The 20,150-nt window shown below is 66.6% G+C and carries 20 protein-coding genes; 6 read left to right on the top strand and 14 right to left on the bottom strand.

The window, feature by feature from the left end:
* Positions 1-735, top strand: a complete 735-nt coding sequence (locus ACMGDH_RS05770; protein ID WP_436826944.1) for an aspartate/glutamate racemase family protein — start codon at positions 1-3, stop codon at positions 733-735.
* Here the strand turns inward: ACMGDH_RS05770 and aguB are convergent.
* The 7 genes from aguB to rpsD all read right to left on the bottom strand — a co-directional run bounded on the left by aguB (position 708) and on the right by rpsD (position 9,761).
* A complete protein-coding gene (gene aguB / locus ACMGDH_RS05775; protein ID WP_436826945.1) occupies positions 708-1,556 on the bottom strand; it encodes an N-carbamoylputrescine amidase in 849 nt (282 codons plus the stop codon). The two genes, ACMGDH_RS05770 and aguB, sit on opposite strands and share 28 nt — an antisense overlap.
* 9 nt (positions 1,557-1,565) lie before the next feature.
* Positions 1,566-2,039, bottom strand: a complete 474-nt coding sequence (locus tag ACMGDH_RS05780) for an AAC(3)-I family aminoglycoside N-acetyltransferase (RefSeq protein WP_436827236.1) — start codon at positions 2,037-2,039, stop codon at positions 1,566-1,568.
* Complete coding sequence (locus ACMGDH_RS05785) at positions 2,036-3,013, bottom strand: agmatine deiminase family protein (RefSeq protein ID WP_436826946.1); 978 nt, start codon at positions 3,011-3,013, stop codon at positions 2,036-2,038. The genes ACMGDH_RS05780 and ACMGDH_RS05785 overlap by 4 nt, the downstream gene beginning before the upstream one ends.
* Before the next feature lie 49 nt (positions 3,014-3,062).
* Positions 3,063-4,694: a M28 family metallopeptidase gene (locus ACMGDH_RS05790; protein WP_436826947.1), complete on the bottom strand. Its 1,632-nt coding sequence runs from the start codon at positions 4,692-4,694 to the stop codon at positions 3,063-3,065.
* Positions 4,695-4,985: 291 nt separating this feature from the next.
* The gene (locus ACMGDH_RS05795) at positions 4,986-6,419 is read right to left on the bottom strand and encodes a CehA/McbA family metallohydrolase (protein ID WP_436826948.1); all 1,434 of its coding nucleotides are present in this window, start codon (positions 6,417-6,419) and stop codon (positions 4,986-4,988) included.
* On the bottom strand, positions 6,419-8,914 hold the full coding sequence (locus tag ACMGDH_RS05800; RefSeq protein ID WP_436826949.1) for a TonB-dependent receptor: 2,496 nt from the start codon (positions 8,912-8,914) through the stop codon (positions 6,419-6,421). Before ACMGDH_RS05800 ends, ACMGDH_RS05795 begins: the two co-directional genes overlap by 1 nt.
* A gap of 232 nt (positions 8,915-9,146) precedes the next feature.
* Positions 9,147-9,761, bottom strand: a complete 615-nt coding sequence (gene rpsD / locus ACMGDH_RS05805; protein ID WP_436826950.1) for a 30S ribosomal protein S4 — start codon at positions 9,759-9,761, stop codon at positions 9,147-9,149.
* 196 nt (positions 9,762-9,957) lie between these two features.
* Between rpsD and ACMGDH_RS05810 the strand changes: the two genes are divergently transcribed.
* Complete coding sequence (locus ACMGDH_RS05810; protein WP_436826951.1) at positions 9,958-10,260, top strand: chorismate mutase; 303 nt, start codon at positions 9,958-9,960, stop codon at positions 10,258-10,260.
* On the opposite strand, the gene ACMGDH_RS05815 is transcribed toward ACMGDH_RS05810, so the two are convergent.
* The 4 genes from ACMGDH_RS05815 to rpiB form a co-directional block, all read right to left on the bottom strand.
* Complete coding sequence (locus tag ACMGDH_RS05815; protein ID WP_436826952.1) at positions 10,261-10,977, bottom strand: RNA methyltransferase; 717 nt, start codon at positions 10,975-10,977, stop codon at positions 10,261-10,263. It lies immediately after the preceding gene.
* On the bottom strand, positions 10,974-11,447 hold the full coding sequence (gene nrdR / locus ACMGDH_RS05820; protein WP_436826953.1) for a transcriptional regulator NrdR: 474 nt from the start codon (positions 11,445-11,447) through the stop codon (positions 10,974-10,976). The genes ACMGDH_RS05815 and nrdR overlap by 4 nt, the downstream gene beginning before the upstream one ends.
* 128 nt (positions 11,448-11,575) lie before the next feature.
* On the bottom strand, positions 11,576-12,886 hold the full coding sequence (gene glyA, locus ACMGDH_RS05825; RefSeq protein WP_436826954.1) for a serine hydroxymethyltransferase: 1,311 nt from the start codon (positions 12,884-12,886) through the stop codon (positions 11,576-11,578).
* A complete protein-coding gene (gene rpiB / locus ACMGDH_RS05830; RefSeq protein WP_436826955.1) occupies positions 12,883-13,335 on the bottom strand; it encodes a ribose 5-phosphate isomerase B in 453 nt (150 codons plus the stop codon). Before rpiB ends, glyA begins: the two co-directional genes overlap by 4 nt.
* A gap of 62 nt (positions 13,336-13,397) precedes the next feature.
* Between rpiB and ACMGDH_RS05835 the strand changes: the two genes are divergently transcribed.
* The 3 genes from ACMGDH_RS05835 (at position 13,398) to ACMGDH_RS05845 (ending at position 16,198) form a co-directional block, all read left to right on the top strand.
* Positions 13,398-13,667, top strand: coding sequence for a hypothetical protein (locus ACMGDH_RS05835; RefSeq protein WP_436826956.1), 270 nt, complete (start codon positions 13,398-13,400; stop codon positions 13,665-13,667).
* A 621-nt stretch (positions 13,668-14,288) separates the two neighbouring features.
* Complete coding sequence (locus ACMGDH_RS05840) at positions 14,289-15,533, top strand: BtaA family protein (RefSeq protein ID WP_436826957.1); 1,245 nt, start codon at positions 14,289-14,291, stop codon at positions 15,531-15,533.
* Complete coding sequence (locus ACMGDH_RS05845; RefSeq protein WP_436826958.1) at positions 15,530-16,198, top strand: class I SAM-dependent methyltransferase; 669 nt, start codon at positions 15,530-15,532, stop codon at positions 16,196-16,198. The genes ACMGDH_RS05840 and ACMGDH_RS05845 overlap by 4 nt, the downstream gene beginning before the upstream one ends.
* A gap of 4 nt (positions 16,199-16,202) precedes the next feature.
* Here ACMGDH_RS05845 and ACMGDH_RS05850 read toward each other — a convergent pair whose 3' ends face one another.
* Both ACMGDH_RS05850 and hemA read right to left on the bottom strand, forming a co-directional pair.
* Entirely contained in the window at positions 16,203-17,363 is a 1,161-nt protein-coding gene (locus ACMGDH_RS05850; protein WP_436826959.1) for an endonuclease/exonuclease/phosphatase family protein, read from the bottom strand.
* 67 nt (positions 17,364-17,430) lie between these two features.
* On the bottom strand, positions 17,431-18,675 hold the full coding sequence (gene hemA, locus ACMGDH_RS05855) for a 5-aminolevulinate synthase (RefSeq protein WP_436826960.1): 1,245 nt from the start codon (positions 18,673-18,675) through the stop codon (positions 17,431-17,433).
* 294 nt (positions 18,676-18,969) lie between these two features.
* On the opposite strand from hemA, the gene ACMGDH_RS05860 reads away from it, so the two are divergent.
* On the top strand, positions 18,970-19,137 hold the full coding sequence (locus ACMGDH_RS05860; protein ID WP_436826961.1) for a hypothetical protein: 168 nt from the start codon (positions 18,970-18,972) through the stop codon (positions 19,135-19,137).
* A gap of 141 nt (positions 19,138-19,278) precedes the next feature.
* On the opposite strand, the gene murI is transcribed toward ACMGDH_RS05860, so the two are convergent.
* Positions 19,279-20,076, bottom strand: coding sequence for a glutamate racemase (gene murI / locus ACMGDH_RS05865; protein ID WP_436826962.1), 798 nt, complete (start codon positions 20,074-20,076; stop codon positions 19,279-19,281).
* Between the last annotated feature and the right edge of the window lie 74 nt (positions 20,077-20,150).

The following is a 20,150-nucleotide window of genomic DNA, read 5'->3' on the forward strand; positions in this document are numbered from 1 at the left end:
ATGAAGACGATCGGCCTGCTGGGCGGAATGAGTTGGGAGAGTTCGGCGCATTATTATGCGATCCTCAACCGCGCGGTGCGCGATCGGCTGGGGCCTCCCCATTCGGGGCGCAGCGTGATGCTCTCGGTAGATTTCGGGGAGATCGAGCGCCTTCAGCATCGCGGCGAATGGGACTTGCTGGGAGACATGCTCGCTGCCGATGCTGCGCGGATCGAGGCCGCCGGCGCCGATTGCCTGCTGCTGTGCACCAATACGATGCATCTGGTGGCGGACCGGATCGCGGCGGTGATCTCGATCCCTTTGCTCCACATCGCCGATGCCACCGGGGCTGCGGTGCGCGCAGCGGGGATTACCCGCGTCGGACTGCTCGGCACCGCCTTCACGATGGAGCAGCCCTTCTACCGCGAGCGGCTGGCCGAGCGCTTCGGGCTGGAGGTGCTGGTGCCGCCCGCCGACGAGCGCGAGCTGGTGCACCGCGTGATCTATGACGAGCTGGTGGCCGGGCGCGTGCTGCCGGCCTCGCGCGAGGCCTATCGGCGCGTGATCGCAGGCCTTGCCGATCGCGGCGCGAAAGGCGTGATCCTCGGCTGCACCGAGATCATGCTGCTCGTGTCCCAGGACGACAGCGACATTCCGGTGTTCGACACCACGACGCTCCACGCGCTCGCGGCAGTCGATTTCGCGCTTTCGGCGCCGGCGGCCGCGCCTCAGATGTCCTCGACCAGCCTGCCGTAGAGCTCGGGGCGGCGGTCGCGGAAGAAGCCGAAGGCCGCGCGGTGGCGTTTGACCCGGTCGAGGTCGAGCGTCGCGGTGATCACCCCCGTTTCCTCCCGGTCGAGCTCGGCGAGGATGTCGCCGCGTTCGTCGGCGATGAAGCTGGTGCCGTAGAAGGTCTGGCCGTGCTCGGTGCCCACGCGGTTGGCTGCGACAACCGGGACCACGTTCGACACGGCATGCCCCAGCATCGCCCGCCGCCACAGCCGCGCGGTGTCGAGGCTCTCGTCATGCGGCTCGCTGCCGATCGCGGTGGGATAGAAGAGGATCTCGGCGCCCATCAGCATCATGGCGCGCGCGGTCTCGGGATACCATTGATCCCAGCACACGCCCACGCCGATCCGTGCGCCCGGGCCGTTCCAGACCTTGAAGCCGGTGTTGCCGGGGCGGAAGTAGAATTTCTCTTCATAGCCGGGCCCATCGGGGATGTGGCTCTTGCGATAGACGCCCTCGACGCGCCCGTCCGGCCCGATCATTGCCAGGCTGTTGTAGTAATGCGGACCGTCGCATTCGAAGAAGCTGGTTGGGATGTGGATGCCCAGATCGGCGGCGAGATGCTGCATCGCCAGCACCGCCTTGTGCTCGCCCACCGGCTTGGCATTGGCGAACAGGCCTTCGTCCTCGACGCGGCAGAAATATTCGCCCTCGAACAGCTCGGGCGGCAGCACCACCTGCGCGCCGCGGCCTGCGGCCTCGCGGACCAGCTCGGACACGGCTTTGATGTTCGCGTCGATGTCGTTGGTGAAGGCAAGCTGCAGCGCAGCGACGGAAATCTGGGTCATGGCGCGTATCTAGTCGATGTCGCTGCGCTTGCCACCCTCGGCGGGCGGAATATCGAAGTGCATCACGTCCTCGCGCGTGCCGAGCCCTTCGTACAGCGCGACCGCGGGCTCGTCGCCGTAGTCGGCCTGGACGAAGATCACCCATGCGCCGATTTCGGCGGCGATCTCCTGCAAGCGAGCGATCAGCGCCGTGGCGATGCCGCGGCGGCGCTGGGGCTCGGCGACCGCCAGATCGTAGATATAGATCTCGCTGCGCGCCTGCTCGAACTTCTCGAGCACATAGGCGACCAGCCCGCCGACGATTTCCTCGCCCTCTTCAGTGGCGAGCACGACGATGGTTTCGCGCGCGAGCAGCCGTTCGATCCAGGCATCGGACGGCGGATCGCTCTCATAGGTCTCCGGCTCGCCAAAGGCCTTGCCGAACATAGCGTTCAGGCGGCGCAGCGTGGGCGCATCGCCCGGGCCGAGCCGCCGGATCGTCACGGGCGCGCCGGGATCTGCTGGCTGATGCAATGGAAGCTGCCGCCGCCGGTGAGGATGTGATCCGCGCGCAGGCCCACGACGCTCCGGCCCGGGAACAGCGCTTCGAGCGTGGCCACTGCCGCCGCGTCATTTTCCTGGCCATAGACCGGGACGACCACGGCGGCGTTGCCGATGTAGAAGTTCATGTAGGAGGCGGGGATGATCTCGCCCTCCTCGTCGAGCACGCGGCCGGGCGAGGGCATGTGCACCACCTCCACGCCGAAGGCGCGCGCGCGCTCGGCCGCCTCCCGATAGATGCCCGCGTTGGGATCGTCTTCGGCAGGCGCAGGAATCAGCAGCCGGTTCTCGCCGACGAAGCGCGCGAGATTGTCGACATGGCCGTCGGTATGGTCGTTGTGCAGGCCATCGCCCAGCCACAGAATGCGCGTGAAGCCGAGATCGGCGGCGAGGCGCGCTTCGATCTGCGGCCGGTCGAGCTCCGGGTTGCGGTTCGGGTTGAGCAGGCATTGCTCGGTCGTGACAGCCAGGCCCGTGCCGTCGCCGTCGATCGCCCCGCCTTCGAGGATCCAGCCATGTTCTTCGGCCGCGATCCCGCGCCGCTTCGCGAGCCGCAGTCCCACGTCGCTGTCGCCCTCGAGATCATATTTGCCGCCCCAGCCGTTGAAGCCGAAATCGTGCGCCACGCCGCTGCCGTCGAGGATCGGGCCGGTGTCGCGTAGCCAGATGTCGCCAAACTTCTCGACCACCACTTCCGCGGCATCGCCCGCCATCCGCTCGGCCGCGCGCGCGGCCTCGACGTCGGCGGCGACCAGGATCACGCGCTCGCCGCGCCCCTCCGCATGCACCGCGCGCGCGAAGGCCACGACTTCCTCGCGCGCGGGCTCGAGGTCTTCGAGCCATAGCTCGGCATGGCTAGGGAAACCGATCCATACGGCGTCGTGCGGGGCCCATTCGGGAGGAGGAGGCAGAATCATTGCGGGGCCTCTATCGCATTGGTAGCGCGAGGGGGAGGGGGCGGCTGCCCTACTTCATCCCCGCCCGGCTCTTGTCGCGGACCGCGCGGAATTCGGCGGTCGGATACCAGTTGGGCCAGTTGGTGCCGTCGGCGAGGCTGCGGCCCAGCGTGTAGAAGATCTGCAGATCCTCGACCGCGCCCTCCCAGTTCCAGCTTTCAGAATATTCGTCGGCGGGCTTGTGATAGCGGTAGGTGAGATAGTCTTCGGCGGCCGCCTGCCCCGCGCTCCTGCCGCCGCTGCGATAGTCCTCGCCGCTCTCGCCATAGAGCATCGGCACGCCGAGCTTGGCGAAGCTGAAATGGTCGGATCGATAGTAGAAGCCCTTTTCCGGCGTGCTCTCCGGCATGATCATGCGGCCCTGCGCGGCGACGATCGGCTTCACCAGATCCTCTAGCTCGGACTTGCCGACGCCGATCAGCACGAAATCCTTGGCACGGCCGATGTTGTTGACGCCGTCCATGTTCACCCCGCCCACCGTCTTCTCGAGCGGGAAGACCGGGTTCTCGGCATAGAATTTGGAGCCGAGCAGCCCCGATTCCTCGGCAGTTACGGCAAGGAAGACCAGGCTGCGCTTGGCCGCCCCCGCCTTCACATGCGCCTCGGCGAGCGCGACGAGGCCGGCGGTGCCCGACGCGTTGTCCAGCGCGCCGTTGCAGATGTCGTCGCCGTCGATCGCGTCGCAGCGGCCGAGATGGTCCCAATGCGCCGAATAGAGGACATATTCGTCGGGGCGCTCGCTGCCCGGCAGCACGCCGATCACGTTCTTCGATGCCTGGCGCCGGATCGCATTGTCGAACGAGACGCTGGCCTTCACGCCCAGCGGCACCGCGCGGAATCCCTTGCGCTTGGCCGCTGCGACCAGCTTCGCATAATCCTTGCCCGCGCTGGCGAAGATCGCGCGCGCCGCCTCCCGCTGGATCCAGCCGATCGCCTTGGACTGGTCCATGTGATCGCCGGGCGTATCCTGCTCCAGCTGCGGCCCGGTCCAGCTCGACTGGACCACGCCCCAGCCATAGGCGGCCGGCTCGCTATCATGGACGATGATCGCGGCGGCCGCGCCCTGCCGCGCGGCCTCTTCGTACTTGTAGGTCCAGCGGCCGTAATAGGTCATCGCGCGCCCGCCGAACGGCCCGTCGAGCCGCGGGTTCTCCCAGTCGGGATCGTTGACCAGGATGACCACGGTCTTCCCCTTCACGTCGATGCCGGCATAATCGTTCCAGCCGCGTTCGGGCGCGTTGATGCCATAGCCGACGAAGACGACGTCGCTGTCCTTCACTTCGGTGCGCGGAGTCACCTGATAGGTGCCGACCACCATGTCCTTGCGATAGTCGAGGCTGATCGGCGTGCTGCCGCCCGAGAAGGTGAGCGGGCTCACATTGCCGGCAGTGAGCTCCACCAATGGCACGTCCTGGAACCAGCTGCCCTTGTTGCCCGGCTGGAGCCCTGCCTTCTGGAAACGCTCGACCAGATAGGCGAGCGTCTTCTCCTCGCCCGGCGTCGCCGGCGCCCGCCCCTCGAATTCGTCCGATGAAAGCGTGCGAGTCACGTCCTTGAGCGTGTCGACCGAGATGGCGGGAGCAGTCTGCGCCGCGGCGGCGGTGCTCGCGAGCAGCAGGGCGACGGTGAGGGCAAGGCGCATGGAAACTCCTGGCGATATCGATGCGCAACTGTGGCAGCGGCCCCGACGGCCGGCAAGCATGTGTGCGCCGCTGGCCGTCGAGTCGCCTGGAGTCGGATTCATTTGATCTGAACCGGTTCCCCGGCGAAGGCCGGGGCCCAGTATCGGCGCGGTATCGAGAGAGACCTGCGCTTCATTGGCGGCAGTGCAACTGGGCCCGGCCTTCGCCGGGGAACCGCTTGCTTCAACTCGGGTGGATCAAACTCTAGGAATTCCGACTTGTGGAGGAAGGGCGGCGTTTCGCCCGCGCTGTCAGCGCCGGCTGCAAGTGACGTAGATCGGATTGCCGATCAGCAGCGGGCGGCCCTCGGCGGTGGCGACGTTGACGCTCACCCAGCCGCAGGCTGCGCCGCGGTCGAGCTCGAAAGTCACGCTTTCGGCCACCGACCTGGACTGGAGCTCGGCGCCGTTGGCGATCAGCAGCGCCTTGCCCGCGGCTACGCCCGCTATGCGCGCGGTGAGGGAGACGCGCGCGCCGGGGCGGAGCGTTCCCCCCATCGCTGCGCGTTCGCGTCCCGACGCTGCCTCTACGTCGAGCATCCGGTCGCGCGTGCCTTCAACGTCGATGAACACGCGGCCTGCGCGAATTCCGGCCAGGATCGCCGGCGTCGACAGTCCCTCGGCATGAACGACCGTGGTCGGCCGCCCGATCGGGGCTCGGCCCGGTTCCGGATCGGGATTATGGTTGTCGCTGCCGCCGATGCCGGTGAGCCGGTGCCCCTCGTTCAGCCGCGCATACCAGAAGCCGGTGCCCGAGAGTGGGCCGGAGATCGTGTTGGCGTTGATCGCTTCGATCGCAGTCACGCGCGACCAGTCGGTGTCCGGCCACACCCAGCCGCAGCCCATGCAGGCCTCGCCCGAAGGCAGCGCCGGATGATTGAGCGACAGGATCGCACCCGCTGCTTCGACGTCGCGCTGGATCGCGGAGACCGGCTGGCGGAAGTCGATCCAGCGCGTGAGCCCGATCGCATTGGCGTGGCCGCGAAACGTGGTGATCTCGGTCCCCGGGATCAGCAGCATCGTATCGAAATACGGCTGGAGCTCGCGCAGCCCGTCGAAGTGCGCGCTCGTATTGTGATCGGTGACGGCGATGAAATCGAGGTCCGCGTCCGATGCCGCGGCGACGGTGCGGAACAGCGGGCAGGGCACTTTCTTGCCCGATTTGCTGGCGCAGCTGCCGTCCGAATTGGCGTTGTGCATGTGGAGGTCGCCCCGATACCATCCGGGGCCGGCCTTCACCGGCGCGTCGGCGATTGCCGCACTGGCGTTGCGCGCGGCGCCGCGGTCGAAGAAGATTTCGACCTTGTAGGCGCTGCGGGCGTCCTTGCGCGCGTTGGGCACGCCGAACTGGACCTGCCAGCGCCCGGCCTGGATCGCGCCGGGGAGATAGCCGGGCGACGCGTCGCTGGCGGCGATGGTGAAGCGGTCGCGGGTGCCGCCGCTCCAGCCGCGGAACCGCTCGGGATCCCACATGCCCAGGTCGATGACCGTCCGGTTGGTCTTGTCGTAGGTCAGGCGGACGGTGATCCGTTCGACGCCCGCGGGGACATCGAACGGGATCGGTTTGTAGTTCTGGTGGTCCGCACCAGTGATCTCGCCGGTCACGACGCGGTCGGCCTCCTGCGCTTCCGCCGTAGCGGGCGCGAGCGCGAGGAGGAGCGCGATCAGGGTGCGGACCGGACGCATCAGAAGGCGAAGTCCACCGCGAAGCGGAAGTTCCGCCCCACGATCGGCCGGCCGATGAACAGCAGATCGTTCGCCTGGCCGCTGGTCAACTCGCCCGCGCGCGGGTTGCCCTCGGTCAGGCCGATCGTGTTGGTCAAATTGTCGCCATAGGCCCAGAGCCGGACGTTGTCGGTGAGCTTGAAGCTCATGCTCGCGCCCAGCACGGTATATGCCGGCAGCGTCTGGCTGTTGGCGGCGTCGGCATAACGGTCGCCGTAATATTCCACGTCCATCTGCGCGCGGAAGCGGCCGTCGAGCAGCGTTACCGCCGGGGTCGCGCGGAGCGAGAGCTTGGGGACGCGGATCAGCTGGTTGCCCGAATAGTCGCGCGGCACCAGCCCGCCGCTGGTGTTCTCGTTGTACCGCAGGTTGCGGAAGGTCGGCTCCTGGATCGTCGCCTGCACCGTGAAGTCGAACCAGCGCGCCGGGCGCACGCTGCCTTCGAGCTCGACGCCATAGGCGCGCGTGTCGGTGTAGACCGTCTGCTGGATCACCCCCGTGGCCGGCGGCGGCGCGAACATGAAGTTGCCGATCGAATAGGAGTCGAAGTCCGTGAGGAACGCCGTGGCATAGAAGCTCACCAGCGGCGTCGCGAGCTTGAGCCCCGCCTCCCACATGTCGATTCCCTGCGTCACCGGAGTCGCGGTCGCGCTCGTGATGAAGCTCCCCACGCTCGGCAAACGGAAAGCCGAAGTGTATCGTGCGAAAACACCACCTTCGCGCGCAAATTGCCAGTCGGCGCCCAGCGTGAAGCCGATGCGATCGAAGCTGCGGTCGAAGCGCGTGAACACGTCGTTGCCGGTGAGCACATTGTCGTCGGCGAGCGTCGTCGGATCGCCGAGATTGACGGTGCGCGAGCCTTCCTGCGCGCCTTCGGTGTTGACCTGCTCCCAGCGGATGCCGCCATCGATGCGCAGCGCATCGGTGATCTGCCATTCGTCCGAGGCGTAGATGGCGAAAGTATCCTGCCAGCCCGAGCCGTTGGCGAACTCCGAGCCGTAGCGGACGACGCCGTTCTGCGTCGCCGCGCCGATCACCGTGCCCGCTGCGTTGACAGCGAACAGGTCGAGCAGGCGCGAATTGCCCGATACGTCCTGAAGCGTCGAGGCCGAATAGCGCTCGAAGGTCTCGTCGATGTGGGCATAGTAGAAGCCGATCGCGAAATCATGCGTGCCGAGAAGCTCGAACTGATGCGCGATGCGGAAGTCGTTGAGGAACTCGCTCTCGTTGACGGTGACTGGGCGCGCCTGGTTGATGAAGACGTCGCCATTGCCGTTCTGGCGCAGCACGTCGAACGCCTCGCCGGTGTCGACATAGCGGAGCTGGAGGTCGGTCGCGCCGGGGAAGGCTGCGAGCAGCGCCGCGCGGTTGCTGGCGAGGAACGCCGTCGCGGTGCTGACCGACGAAGGATAGACGCCGTTGCGGACCACGAGCGAGTCGCGATAGCGGGTCTTGTTCGAAAGCTTCCAGCCGTCGGCGAATTCCCATTCGCCCATTGCCGAGAACTGGTCGAGCCGGGTCTTGGTGCCGTCGGTGTTGTTGAAGAAGATCGGGCCGTCGGCGCTGCGCAGCGTCAGGAAGGCCGTCGCACGGCTGGCGGTGGTGTCGTAGTGCGGATCGAAGCCGGGCAGGCCGACGATGTCGCCGTCGCTGTCCTTGGTCAGCGGGATGCCGGTGTAGAAGATCGCATTGTCGGCGAGGTGCTTGTAGCTGAAGCTCAGGCTGCCGCCAGCGAACTGCTTGGAGATGTCGGCGCGGATCTGGCCGCCCTTGTTGCCGGTATAGCCGGGATCGCGCACGCCCTGCTCGTTGCGATAAAAGCCGCCGATGCCGAGCTTCCAACCGTCGGTGAGCGGAGTGCCGACCCAGCCGTCGAAGCGGTAGAGCTCGGCGGTGGGGCCGTAGAGGATGCGCGCATTGCCGCTCATCTCGTCGCCCGCGCGCTTGGTGATGTAGTTCACCACGCCGCCGGGAGCGTTCGAATAGAAGATCGACGAGGGGCCTCCGCGAACCACTTCGATCCGCTCGATCGATTCGTCGAGGCGGAAGGCCTGATCGGCGTTGAGATAACCGAGCGCCGGATCGTGCTGCACGGGGAGGCCGTCCTCGAGCAGGTTGATCGAGCCGAAGCCGTCGACGGGGATGCCGCGCGCGCGGACGTTGCCGCTGCCTTCGCCGCCCGAGGCCTCGACCCAGAAGCCGGGCACCGACTTGAGCGTCTCGGTGACGCTGGATGGCGCGCGCGATCGGATCGTCTCGTTCGAGAGCGTGGTGATCGCATAGCTCGTGTCGAGCTTGGTGCGCTCGCCGGCGCCCGCGCGGCCGGTGACGACGACTTCCTCGTCCTCCGCGGTGGCTTGCGGCGTGCTCTCCTGCGCCTGGGCGAGCGCGGGCGCGCTGACCGTCAACAGAAGCGTGGCGACGCTGACTCGCGTCAGCGCTTGGCTGATCTTCATTTTTCGACCCCTTTGTCCCTGAGCAGCGAAGGCTGCCGTCCGGGCGCTAGGCGGGGGCTGTTGCACCGCAGCGACGGAGAGGGGACGCGGGCGTGAAGCTTATCCTACCGAAAAATGACGGTAATTCTGCTGCTGCATGGAACTAGTCGCAACCGGCATGGCTCCGGCCCGCCCAACGAAAAAGGGCGGCCCCGAAGGGCCGCCCTGTCTCGTTTTCGGCTGAAGCCGGGCCTTAGCGCGAGTAGAACTCGACGACCAGGTTCGGCTCCATCTTCACCGGGTACGGAACCTCGTCGAGGGTCGGCACGCGGGTGAAAGTGATCTTCGAGGCACCGTCGGGCGCCACATAATCGGGGATGTCGCGCTCGGCGAGGCTCTGCGCCTCCATCACCAGCGCCATTTCCTGTGCCTTGGCGCTGAGCGAAACGGTCTGGCCCGGCCTGATGCGGCGCGAACCGATGTTGCACTTCTCGCCATCGACGCGGACGTGGCCGTGGTTGACGAGCTGGCGCGCGGCGAAGATCGTCGGCGCGAACTTGGCGCGGTAGACGATCATGTCGAGGCGCTGCTCGAGCAGGCCGATCAGGTTCTGCGAGGTATCGCCCTTCATCCGCGAAGCGTCTTCATAGTTCTTCTTGAACTGCTTCTCGGTGATGTCGCCGTAATAGCCCTTGAGCTTCTGCTTGGCGCGCAGCTGGATGCCGAAGTCCGACATCTTGCCCTTGCGGCGCTGGCCGTGCTGGCCGGGGCCGTACTCGCGCTTGTTGACCGGGCTCTTCGGGCGACCCCAGATGTTCTCGCCCATCCGGCGGTCGAGCTTGTACTTGGCGCTGGAGCGCTTCGACATATCTAATCCTTTGCAATTGCTAACGACGTTGGTCCCGGTAATCCGCTCTGTCACTCTGTCGGGAGGGGCAGGGCCACCGCTTCACCGGGGTGCGGGGCCAATTGCGAAGGCGCGCGGTTAGCCGCCGAGCACCCCCAAGTCAAGCCGTTGCGACATGCTGGACAGCCATGCTGCCCGGCGCTTAGGGGCGTCTACCATGCAAGACACGATCGATCCCCAAGCCTGCTCGACCATGGCGGAGGTCCGCGCCGGCGTCGACGCGGTGGACCGCGCGCTGGTCGCGCTGCTCAAGCGCCGTTTCGGCTATATGGACGCCGCCGCACGCATCAAGCCCGAGCGCGGGCTGGTCCGCGACGAGGCGCGCAAGGCGCAGGTGATCGCCAATGTGCGGGCGCATGCGCGTGAGGCGGGCATTCCCGAGGCGCCGATCGGCGAGATCTGGGACCGGCTGATCGAAGCTTCGATCGCCTATGAGTTCGAAGCGTTCGACCGGCGCTGATCAGCCCCGGTGGCGCTTCCTGCCTTCGAGCGCCGAGAGCACGCCGCGCAGCGTGCGGATCTCCTGTGAGGACCAGCCGGGCTTGGTGAGGAGCGTGCGCAGCGTGCGGCGCGTCGCGGGCACGCGATCGGGCGGGAAATAATAGCCCGATTCTTCGAGCAAGCCGTCGAGCTGCCCGATCATCCCGTCGAGCTCCTGCTGGGGCGCGGGCGGGTCGAGCTCGGTCGCGGGCGGGCTCTCGAGGCCTGCGCCGCGGGACCATTCATAGGCAATCAGGATCACCGCCTGGGCGAGGTTGAGCGATCCGAACTCGGGGTTGATCGGCACGGTGACGATCGTGCGCGCGAGCGCGACATCGTCGGTCTCCAGCCCTGAGCGCTCCGGGCCGAACAGGATCGCCGAGCGGCCGGACGCCGAGCGGATCTCGCGCGCGGCTTCCTCGGGCGTGACCACCGGCTTGGTGACGCCGCGCTTGCGCACCGTGGTGGCGTAGACATGCGCGCAGTCCGCCACCGCATCGGCGACGCTCTCGAAGACCTGGGCCTGTTCGAGGACGATGTCGGCGCCGCTCGCCGCGGGCCCCACGGAAGGATTCGGCCAGCCGTCGCGCGGGGCGACGAGGCGCATTTCGGTCAGCCCGAAATTGAGCATCGCGCGGGCGGCCTTGCCGATATTCTCGCCGAGCTGCGGACGGACGAGCACCACCACCGGGTTCACGCGCCGTTCCTCGCGTTGCCTGCCTCGGTCACGTTGCCGGCGAACTCCTCGAAATCCTTGGCCTCGCGGAAGTCCTTGTAGACGCTCGCGAAACGGATGTAGGCGACTGAGTCGAGGCCCTTCAATGCCTCCATCACCATCTCGCCGATCTTCTGCGAGGGCACTTCGCTTTCGCCCTGGGTTTCGAGCTGGCGCTGGATGCCCGACACGAGCTTCTCGATCTGCACCGAAGTGATCGGCCGCTTGCGCGCCGCGATCGAGACCGAGCGGACCAGCTTGTCGCGCTCGAACGGCTCGCGACGGTCTTCGGACTTGAGCACGGTCAGCTCGCGCAGCTGGATCCGCTCGAAGGTGGTGAAGCGTGCGGCGCACGCCTCGCACTGCCGCCGCCGCCGGATCGCCGCCCCGTCTTCGGTGGGGCGGCTGTCCTTCACCTGGGAGTCTTCGTTACCGCAGAAGGGGCAGCGCATTTAGCCCTCTCCCCCCTGGGGAGAGGGAAGAGCCGCGGAGCGGCGAAGGGAGAGGGGCAGAGAGGAGAGGTCTCGGCCCATGCCCCTCTCCCCCGCCCTCTCCCCGGAGGGGAGAGGGAGATTCTGCATCAGAGCTCCGGATAGATGGGGAAGCGCTCGCACAGCGCGCGGACGCGCTCGCGGACGTTCGCCTCCACCTGCGCGTCGCCGGCCTCGCCGTTCTTGCGGAGCCCATCGAGCACATCGGCGACCATGTTGCCAATCTCGCGGAACTCGGCCGGGCCGAAGCCGCGCGTGGTGCCCGCGGGCGAGCCGACGCGGATGCCGCTGGTCTTGACCGGCGGCAGCGGATCGTTGGGGATGCCGTTCTTGTTGCAGGTGATCGCCGCGCGCTCGAGTGCCTCGTCGGCGTCCTTGCCGGTCACGCCCAGCGGGGTGAGGTCGACGAGCGCGAGGTGCGTGTCGGTGCCGCCCGAGACGAGGTTGGCGCCGCGCTCGTTGAGCGTTGCGGCCAGCACCTTGGCGTTCTCGACGATCGCCGCGGCATAGCTCTTGAAGTCGGGGCGCAGCGCTTCGCCGAACGCGACGGCCTTGGCGGCGATCACGTGCATCAGCGGGCCGCCCTGAAGCCCCGGGAACACCGCCGAATTGATCTTCTTCGCGATCGCCTCGTCATCGGTGAACACTGCGCCGCCGCGCGGGCCGCGCAGCGTCTTGTGCGTGGTGGTGGTGACGACATGGGCATGACCGAACGGCGTCGGATGCACGCCGCCCGCAACCAGGCCGGCGAAATGCGCCATGTCGACCATGAAGATCGCGCCGACTTCATCGGCAATCGCGCGGAACTTGGCGAAGTCGATCACGCGCGGATAGGCCGAGCCGCCGGCGATGATCAGCTTGGGGCGATGCTCCTTGGCGAGTGCCTCGACCTGATCGAAGTCGATCAGGTGCGTTTCGGGATGCACGCCGTACTGGACCGCGTTGAACCATTTGCCGCTCATCGCCGCGCGCGCGCCGTGAGTCAGGTGGCCCCCCGAATCGAGGCTGAGGCCCATGATCGTGTCGCCGGGCTTGGTGAGCGCGAGCATCACCGCGCCATTGGCCTGCGCGCCCGAATGCGGCTGGACGTTGGCGAATTCGCAGCCGAAGATCTGCTTGGCGCGGTCGATCGCCAGCTGCTCGACTTCGTCCGACGGGTGGCAGCCCTGGTAATAGCGCTTGCCCGGATAACCCTCGGCATATTTGTTGGTGAAGACGCTCCCCTGCGCCTCCAGCACGGCCTTGGAGACGATGTTCTCCGACGCGATCAGCTCGATCTGGTGCTGCTCGCGATCGAGCTCGTGGCGCACGCCTGCGAACACCGCCGGATCGACGTCGGCCAGCGATTTGGTGAAGAAACCGTCCGGCTGGGCGCCTGCGGTTACGGGGTTGGTGCTCATGCAGGGGTCCTTTCGGGATGGCTGAGCTTCTCGACCCGACGCTGGTGGCGATCGCCGAGGAACTCGGTCTGGAGGAAGGCGGTGATGCAGGCCCTGGCCATTTCGACGCCGATCAGCCGCGCACCGAGCGCGATCACGTTCGCGTCATTGTGCTGGCGGGCGAGGCTGGCCGAAAGCGGCTCGGAGACGAGCGCGCAACGCGCGGCAGGATTGCGATTGGCCGCAATCGAGATGCCGATCCCCGATCCGCACAGCGCAATGCCCCGATCGGCGCGCCCATCCGCGATCGCCGCGGCCAGCGCATAGCCGTAATCGGGATAATCGACGCTGTCGGTGCTCGCGGTGCCCAGATCGAGCACTTCGTGACCCTCTCCACGCAACCATTCGACGAGTTCCGATTTCATGACGAAAGCGGCATGATCCGAGGCGATGGCGATGCGGTGCGACATGCGCGCTCCCCTACGCTTTCGGCTTCTTGCTGGCTAGACCGTGAGACACATTGGAGACCAAAATGCGCAAATCGATCCTTGCTCTGGCGCCGGCACTCGCGCTTGGCCTCGCCCTGGGCGCCTGCTCGGAGAGCACCGAGAACAACCTCACCGATGCCATGGAGCAGACCGGCGACAGCCTGGAGAACGCCGCCGCCCAAGCGGGCGACGTGATCGAGAACGGCGCCGATCGTGCCGGCGAGGCGATCGAGAACACCGCCGACGACGTCGGTGATGCAGTCGCCGAAGGCACGCGCGAAACCGGCGAGGCCATCGACAATACGACTCGCTAGAGCGGGTCCGGGACTAGAATCGCACCCCGACGTTTGCCGGGGTGCGGCCTGTTTCACCGCCACCGAACCAAACCTCCTCTGACGGGAAAGCCGGCGAGTCACAGACCAACCAGATGGTTGGGGAAAAGCGGTGCGCTCCAACCTTTTGGTTGAATCGGAAAACCGCAGATTTGCGCGGGTTTGGGGCATTCCTGCCGACCTGATCATTGACACTCGCTTGACACTTGTGCGCTGTTTTCCAGCGAAGCAACGCGCGAGGATGCGGCGGTCTGGGCGGGTTCTGCAGCTTATCATGGTGCGAACGAAAGCAGAACAAATCCTATTTTACCAGCGTATTTTCCGGCGACGCGCGGGGGTTCCCCGAGAGCGGGAGAGACTATCGGATGCCAGAGCCCTTCAATCCTCCCCCTGGCGAGGGAGGGGGCGGATGCCAGAACGTGAGCGGCGTGATTCCTCCCCCTCCGTCAGGCTGCGCCTGCCACCTCCCCCTGGCGGGGGAGGATTGGCGTTCTGTTGCTCTTTGCCGACGCCCCAACGGTGTCACCGGATTGCCACACGCTGCCGCTAGGTGCTCCGGGAATTCCCCGGCCCGGTGAAACGGGCGGCCATCCGGGAGCCATCATGGGCACGATTGCCAAGACACCGAAGAACGGTGCCGTACGCGGCGCGGTGCATCGTCACGAGCATCTGAGCAAGGAAGGGCTGCTCGAGCGCGCCTTCACCTTCGCCTTTCGCGGGCTCGTCTATGCGCAGATCTGGGAGGATCCCGAGATCGACATGGAGGCGCTGGCGATCACGCCGGACAGCCATGTGGTGACGATCGCTTCGGGCGGGTGCAACGTCTTCTCCTATCTCACTGCCGATCCCAAGCGGATCACCGCAGTGGATCTCAATCCCGCGCATGTCGCGCTCAACAAGCTCAAGCAGGCCGCGGCGGTCCATTTGCCGGATCATGCCGCCTTCCGCGCCTTCTTCGCCGATGCCGACCGGCGCGAGAATATCGACGCCTATCAGCGCTACCTGCGTCCGCAGCTCGACGCCGCGACGCGCGCCTATTGGGAAGGCCGGGAAGGGCTGGGGCCGCGGCGCGTCGCGTGGTTCGCCAAGGGATTCTATCGCCAGGGCCTGCTCGGCAAGCTGATCGGCTTCGTCCATTTCCTCGGCCGGCTTTATGGCATCGATCCGCGCGAGATGCTCCAGGCGCGCTCGATCGAGGAGCAGCGCACGATCTTCCAGACGCGCTTTGCGCCCTTCTTCGACAAGAAGCTGCTGCGCTGGCTGGTCGATCAGCCGGCCGCGCTGTTCGGCTTCGGCATCCCGCCCGCGCAATATGATTTGCTCAAGGCCGACGACAGCGCCGGGATCACGGGGGCGCTCAAGAGCCGCCTCCAAAAGCTCGCCTGCGACTTCGATCTCAGGGACAATTATTACGCCTGGCAGGCGTTCGGCCGCGGCTATGGCAAGCACGAGGATGCGCCGCTGCCGCCCTATCTGCAGGCGCGCCACTATCAGGCGGTGCGCGAGCGTGCCGACCGCGTCGAGGTCCGCCACCAGAACATGGTGGAGTATCTCGAATCGATGCCCGCCCAGTCGCTCGACCGCTATATCCTGCTCGACGCGCAGGACTGGATGACCGACGCGCAGCTGACGCGGCTGTGGGCAGAAGTGACGCGGACGGCGAAGCCCGGCGCGCGCGTGCTCTACCGCACCGCCGCGATGCCCGACGTGGTCGCCGGCCATGTGCCCGAGACCATCCTCGACCAATGGGAATATGCGCCCCGGGAGAAGCTCGAGGACTGGACCCGGCGGGACCGCTCGTCGGTCTATGGCATGACGCACCTATGGACGCTGAAGCCCCACGCATGAGCATCGCGGCCAGCGCGGGCGGCGCCGATCAGAAGCGGCTGATGGAGGCGACGTATTCGCTTCATCGGCACTTCTACGACTTCACGCGTAAATTCTACCTGCTCGGCCGCGACCGGCTGATCTGCGAGCTCGCGCCGGCCGCGGGAGGAACGGTGCTCGAGGTCGGCTGCGGCACCGCGCGCAACCTGATCGTGGCCGCGAAGCGCTGGCCGAGCTCGCGCTTCTATGGGTTCGACATCAGCGAGGCGATGCTGGAGACGGCACGCAAGTCGGTGGCGAAGCACGGCCTGTCGGACCGGATCACGCTGGCGCAGGGCGATGCGGGGGCCTTCGACGTGGCGGCGCTGTTCGGGCTCGAGCAGGTCGATCGCGTGTTCATGAGCTATACGCTGTCGATGATCCCGCCCTGGCAGGAGGCGATCGCGCGCGGGGCGGCGAGCCTGGCGCCGCGGGGCAGCCTGCACATCGTCGATTTCGGCCAGTATGAGCGGCTGCCCGCGTTCGCGAAGCGGCTGCATTTCAAGTCGCTCAACGACTTCCACGTCTTCCCCCGCGCCGAGCTGCCGCACGTGCTCGATCGCGTCGCGAAGGAGCAGGGGATGACGCCCGACTTCCGCTCCAGCCTGGGCGGCTATGTGTGGAGTGCAGTGCTGCGACGCGGCTGAACGCTCAGCCTGAGCCGCCGCCGGCCGCGATGTCGGCGAGATATTTGTCCGAATAGTCGACGCAGATCTCGCACCACAGCAGCTTGTGATCCGACATCTGATGGACGCGGTAATAGCGTTTGAAATAGGCGAGCTGCGCGTCGAACGCCCTGTCCATCTTGCCGTCCTTCGCCATCCGCGGCGGCTTGACCACGTTCGCGTAGAATTCGGCGTCCTGGTCGCGGTAGACGTGTTTCAGCATGTCGAACACGCCCGATCGCAGCACCTTGAAGCCCGGGTGCGCCGATTTGATCGCGACCTGATCATAATGGTGGCTGTTGCCCAGGTTGGTGGTCTGAAGCTGGGTGGGGACGGTGAAGCCGGCTTCGATCAGCGCCTTCATCGTCTCGTGCTCGGGCGAGATGATGTTGAAGTCGCCGAGCAGGATGTAGTTGGAATCCCAGGCGGCATCCTCCGGGCGCGTCCAGTTGCGCTCCTTGGCGCGCCTGACCATCGCCTTGGCCTCGTCCTCCTGCCGCTCGGCGAGGAAGCGCGCGATGCGCTCGATCTCCTCGCGCCGCTGCGCCAGCCCGGCGGAGCCGCTGCCGTAGAAGATATGGACCGTGCACAGCTTGAACTTGAGCCAGCCGGCGCGGAAGGCGACCGAGAAGGGCGTGCGGGCGAACTGCACGCGTTCGGTGGTGCCGGGCTCCTTGCCCGGGGCGGCGATTTCCTGGCCTTCGGGAAGCACGATCTCGCCGGCTTCCTTGCAGAAGCGGACCTTGGCCTTGCGGTAGAGGAAGGCGAGCCGCTCGTTGTTGCCGGGGCCGCTGTCGTCGGCGCTGCCGCCGGCGGTATCGGTGACGATATAGTCCCAGTCGTCGCCGAGGTGATCGTCGATCAGCTCCTCGAGCTTGGTGAGGTCGCGGTTGACCTCCTGCAACGCCACCAGATCGAAATGATCGATGATCTCGGCAATGTAGAGCATCGATTCGGGGGTGCGGTCATATCCGCCGCGGTCGCCGAAATGCATCAGGTTCCAAGTCGCGAGCCGCAGGCTGCGCTCGTCGGTGCCGGCGTGGATCTGTGCGCGCAACGCCGCCTTGAGCGCGGTCAGCCGCTCGGCGACGAACGTGCGATGGACAGGGTCCTGGAAGCGCCAGCGCAGCGAATGGATCTTGGCCATGTGATGCATCTCCCCCGTGATCCGCCCGGCGGGGCGGAAGCGATGCGACCACGATGCGCCGGCCGGCTTATGCGGCCTTGCGAAGCTCCAGACGCCCCCAGATCTCGACCAGCGCGCTCACCAGCTCGCGCATCATCGCCTCGTCGTGCGACGGGCCCGGCGTGAAGCGAAGCCGCTCGGTGCCGCGCGGGACGGTGGGATAGTTGATCGGCTGGACGTAGACGCCGTATTCGGCGAGCAGGATGTCGCTGATCTTCTTGGCCTTGACCGGATCGCCGACCATCAGCGGCACGATGTGCGTGGTCGACGGCACCACCGGCAGTCCAGCCCCGGCCATCATTGCCTTGAGCTTTGCCGCAGCGGATTGCTGACCCTCGCGCTCTTCGCCCGATTCCTTGAGGTGCCGCACGCTCGCCAGCGCGCCGGCGACCAGTACGGGCGAGAGCGACGTGGTGAAGATGAAGCCTGGGGCATAGCTGCGGATCACGTCGATGATCATCTGGTCGGCAGCGATATAGCCGCCCATCACGCCGAACGCCTTGCCCAGCGTGCCCTCGATGATCGTGATGCGGTGCGCCAGCCCCTCGCGCTCGGAGATGCCGCCGCCGCGCGCGCCGTACATGCCCACGGCATGGACCTCGTCGAGATAGGTCAGCGCATTATATTTGTCGGCCAGGTCGCAGATCTCGGCGATCGGCGCGATGTCGGCGTCCATCGAATAGACGCTCTCGAACGCGATCAGCTTGGGCGCCGCGGGATCGTCCGCCGCGAGCAGCTCTTCCAGATGGGCGAGGTCGTTGTGGCGGAAGACGCGCTTCTCGCAGCCCGCGTTGCGGATGCCCGCGATCATCGAAGCGTGGTTCAGCGCGTCCGAATAGACGATGCAGCCCGGCATCAGCTTGGCGAGCGTCGACAGCGTCGCTTCGTTCGAGACATAGCCCGAGGTGAAGAGCAGCGCGCCCTCCTTGCCGTGGAGGTCGGCAAGCTCGTGCTCGAGCTCGATGTGATAATGGGTGTTGCCGCCGATGTTGCGCGTGCCGCCCGATCCGGCGCCGACGTCGTGGAGCGCTTCCTCCATCGCCGCGATCACCTTGGGGTGCTGGCCCATCGCGAGATAATCGTTCGAGCACCAGACGGTGATCGGCTTGGGGCCGTTGTGCCCGGCGAAGCAGCGCGCATTGGGATAGGCGCCCTTGTTGCGCAGAACGTCGATGAACACGCGATAGCGGCCCTCGGCGTGCAGCCGATCGATCGCCTGGCTGAAGACCCGCGTATAGTCGACGGCGGGCGAAGGGCTGTCCTTGGTGCGCATTGAGGCTCCCCCTAACCCCTAAAGCCGTGGATTTCCAGCCACTGGAGCATGGGCATTTTGTCCAGGGGCATCGCTTCCGCGCCTGCCTGCTGGAGGGGTGCGCAAAGTAATGGATAATCTAGATCAATGTTAGCGATAAAACTTGCCAGTCCGCATGCCTAGTCATCATCTGCCCACTTACGGATTCGGAGTCCGGCCAAGAATATGCTATGTGGATAACACTGCGGACGACTCGCTGAACAAGCATGTTCGCAGCCGAGAGCTATTGCTCCCGCTTGCAGATGGAGCGCGACGATGAGCAACCTGGACCGGGAATATTATGCTCGGCGAGAGCGGCAGGAGCGCGAGCATGCCGAGCGCGCCGACGACACGATCGCGCGGCGTGTCCATCTGGAGATGGCGGAACGCTATTCCGCCAAGCTGCGCGAAATCCCGACCTTTTCTCCAGCCCTCCACGCCTGAGCGTGCCTTGAGTCTGTTTCAGCAGAGCTGAAATAGTGCGGCACCGGCCCGCTCCCCCACCCGGCCACCCAACGGCAGTATCATATGGGTGGCCGGATGGGGGAGTGGGCCGGTGCCGACTCAGCGAAGCTGAAAACGACTTTAGAGCGCTTCCACTTCGGTGAGCCCGAAGCGCGCCAATGCGCCGCGCAGCCGTTCGGAATGGGCGTCGAGCCTGGTGAACACTGCGCGCCCCGGGCCCGATCGTTCGGGCCATGACTGGCCCTGCGTCAGATAGGCAACGCGCCGTGCGATCCCCGGGCCGCCGTCCACGAAGGTCACCGGATGCGGTGCCGCTGCTGACAACTCGGCTTCGAGCAGCGGGAAATGCGTGCAGGCGTTGACGATCACGTCGAGTCGCTCGCCCCCCGGCTGGGTGAAAAGCCCGTCCAGCACTGCGCGGAGGCGCTCCGGGGCGGGTGATTCGCCCGCCAGCGCCGCCTCGGCCATCTCCACCAGCTCCGCCGATCCGTGGCGCAGCACGGTGCAGTCGCTTGCGAACCGCGCGGCGAGATCGTCGACATAGGGCTGGCGCACGGTCGCTTCGGTGCCGAGCACGCCGATCACTCGCGTCCGGCTCGCTTCGGCGGCGGGCTTGATCGCGGGCACCGTGCCCACGATCGGCAGGTCGAGCGCGGCGCGAACGTGCTGGAGCGCGATCGTCGAGGCAGTGTTGCACGCGATCACGATCAGCCGCGGATCGAACCGCTCGGCCAGCCGCCCGAGCAGCGCGGGCACGCGCGCGGCGATCTCCGCCTCGCTGCGGGTGCCATAGGGGAAGCCCGCCGAATCGGCGACATAGACCAGCGGCGCCTGCGGCAGCAGCCGCGCCGTCGGCGCCAGCACCGAAAGCCCGCCGACGCCGGAATCGAAGAACAGCACGGGACGGGAGTCGGTCATTGCAGATGACGAGCCAATAGATCCGGATTGTTGCGCCCGACTAACGGAGAGCCTAGCTTGCGTGCAAGCAGGGG

This window comes from Sphingomonas radicis, assembly GCF_051400635.1.
In the GTDB taxonomy this organism is placed as follows: Bacteria; Pseudomonadota; Alphaproteobacteria; order Sphingomonadales; family Sphingomonadaceae; genus Sphingomonas.

What these genes read in the sequence shown, in the direction of transcription:
- ACMGDH_RS05770 (WP_436826944.1), top strand. Translation starts at nt 1, where the DNA reads ATGAAGACGATCGGCCTGCTGGGCGGAATGAGTTGGGAGAGTTCGGCG.
- aguB (WP_436826945.1), bottom strand. Translation starts at nt 1,556, where the DNA reads ATGACCCAGATTTCCGTCGCTGCGCTGCAGCTTGCCTTCACCAACGAC.
- ACMGDH_RS05785 (WP_436826946.1), bottom strand. Translation starts at nt 3,013, where the DNA reads ATGATTCTGCCTCCTCCTCCCGAATGGGCCCCGCACGACGCCGTATGG.
- ACMGDH_RS05790 (WP_436826947.1), bottom strand. Translation starts at nt 4,694, where the DNA reads ATGCGCCTTGCCCTCACCGTCGCCCTGCTGCTCGCGAGCACCGCCGCC.
- ACMGDH_RS05795 (WP_436826948.1), bottom strand. Translation starts at nt 6,419, where the DNA reads ATGCGTCCGGTCCGCACCCTGATCGCGCTCCTCCTCGCGCTCGCGCCC.
- ACMGDH_RS05800 (WP_436826949.1), bottom strand. Translation starts at nt 8,914, where the DNA reads ATGAAGATCAGCCAAGCGCTGACGCGAGTCAGCGTCGCCACGCTTCTG.
- rpsD (WP_436826950.1), bottom strand. Translation starts at nt 9,761, where the DNA reads ATGTCGAAGCGCTCCAGCGCCAAGTACAAGCTCGACCGCCGGATGGGC.
- ACMGDH_RS05810 (WP_436826951.1), top strand. Translation starts at nt 9,958, where the DNA reads ATGCAAGACACGATCGATCCCCAAGCCTGCTCGACCATGGCGGAGGTC.
- nrdR (WP_436826953.1), bottom strand. Translation starts at nt 11,447, where the DNA reads ATGCGCTGCCCCTTCTGCGGTAACGAAGACTCCCAGGTGAAGGACAGC.
- glyA (WP_436826954.1), bottom strand. Translation starts at nt 12,886, where the DNA reads ATGAGCACCAACCCCGTAACCGCAGGCGCCCAGCCGGACGGTTTCTTC.
- rpiB (WP_436826955.1), bottom strand. Translation starts at nt 13,335, where the DNA reads ATGTCGCACCGCATCGCCATCGCCTCGGATCATGCCGCTTTCGTCATG.
- ACMGDH_RS05835 (WP_436826956.1), top strand. Translation starts at nt 13,398, where the DNA reads ATGCGCAAATCGATCCTTGCTCTGGCGCCGGCACTCGCGCTTGGCCTC.
- ACMGDH_RS05840 (WP_436826957.1), top strand. Translation starts at nt 14,289, where the DNA reads ATGGGCACGATTGCCAAGACACCGAAGAACGGTGCCGTACGCGGCGCG.
- ACMGDH_RS05845 (WP_436826958.1), top strand. Translation starts at nt 15,530, where the DNA reads ATGAGCATCGCGGCCAGCGCGGGCGGCGCCGATCAGAAGCGGCTGATG.
- ACMGDH_RS05850 (WP_436826959.1), bottom strand. Translation starts at nt 17,363, where the DNA reads ATGGCCAAGATCCATTCGCTGCGCTGGCGCTTCCAGGACCCTGTCCAT.
- hemA (WP_436826960.1), bottom strand. Translation starts at nt 18,675, where the DNA reads ATGCGCACCAAGGACAGCCCTTCGCCCGCCGTCGACTATACGCGGGTC.
- ACMGDH_RS05860 (WP_436826961.1), top strand. Translation starts at nt 18,970, where the DNA reads ATGAGCAACCTGGACCGGGAATATTATGCTCGGCGAGAGCGGCAGGAG.
- murI (WP_436826962.1), bottom strand. Translation starts at nt 20,076, where the DNA reads ATGACCGACTCCCGTCCCGTGCTGTTCTTCGATTCCGGCGTCGGCGGG.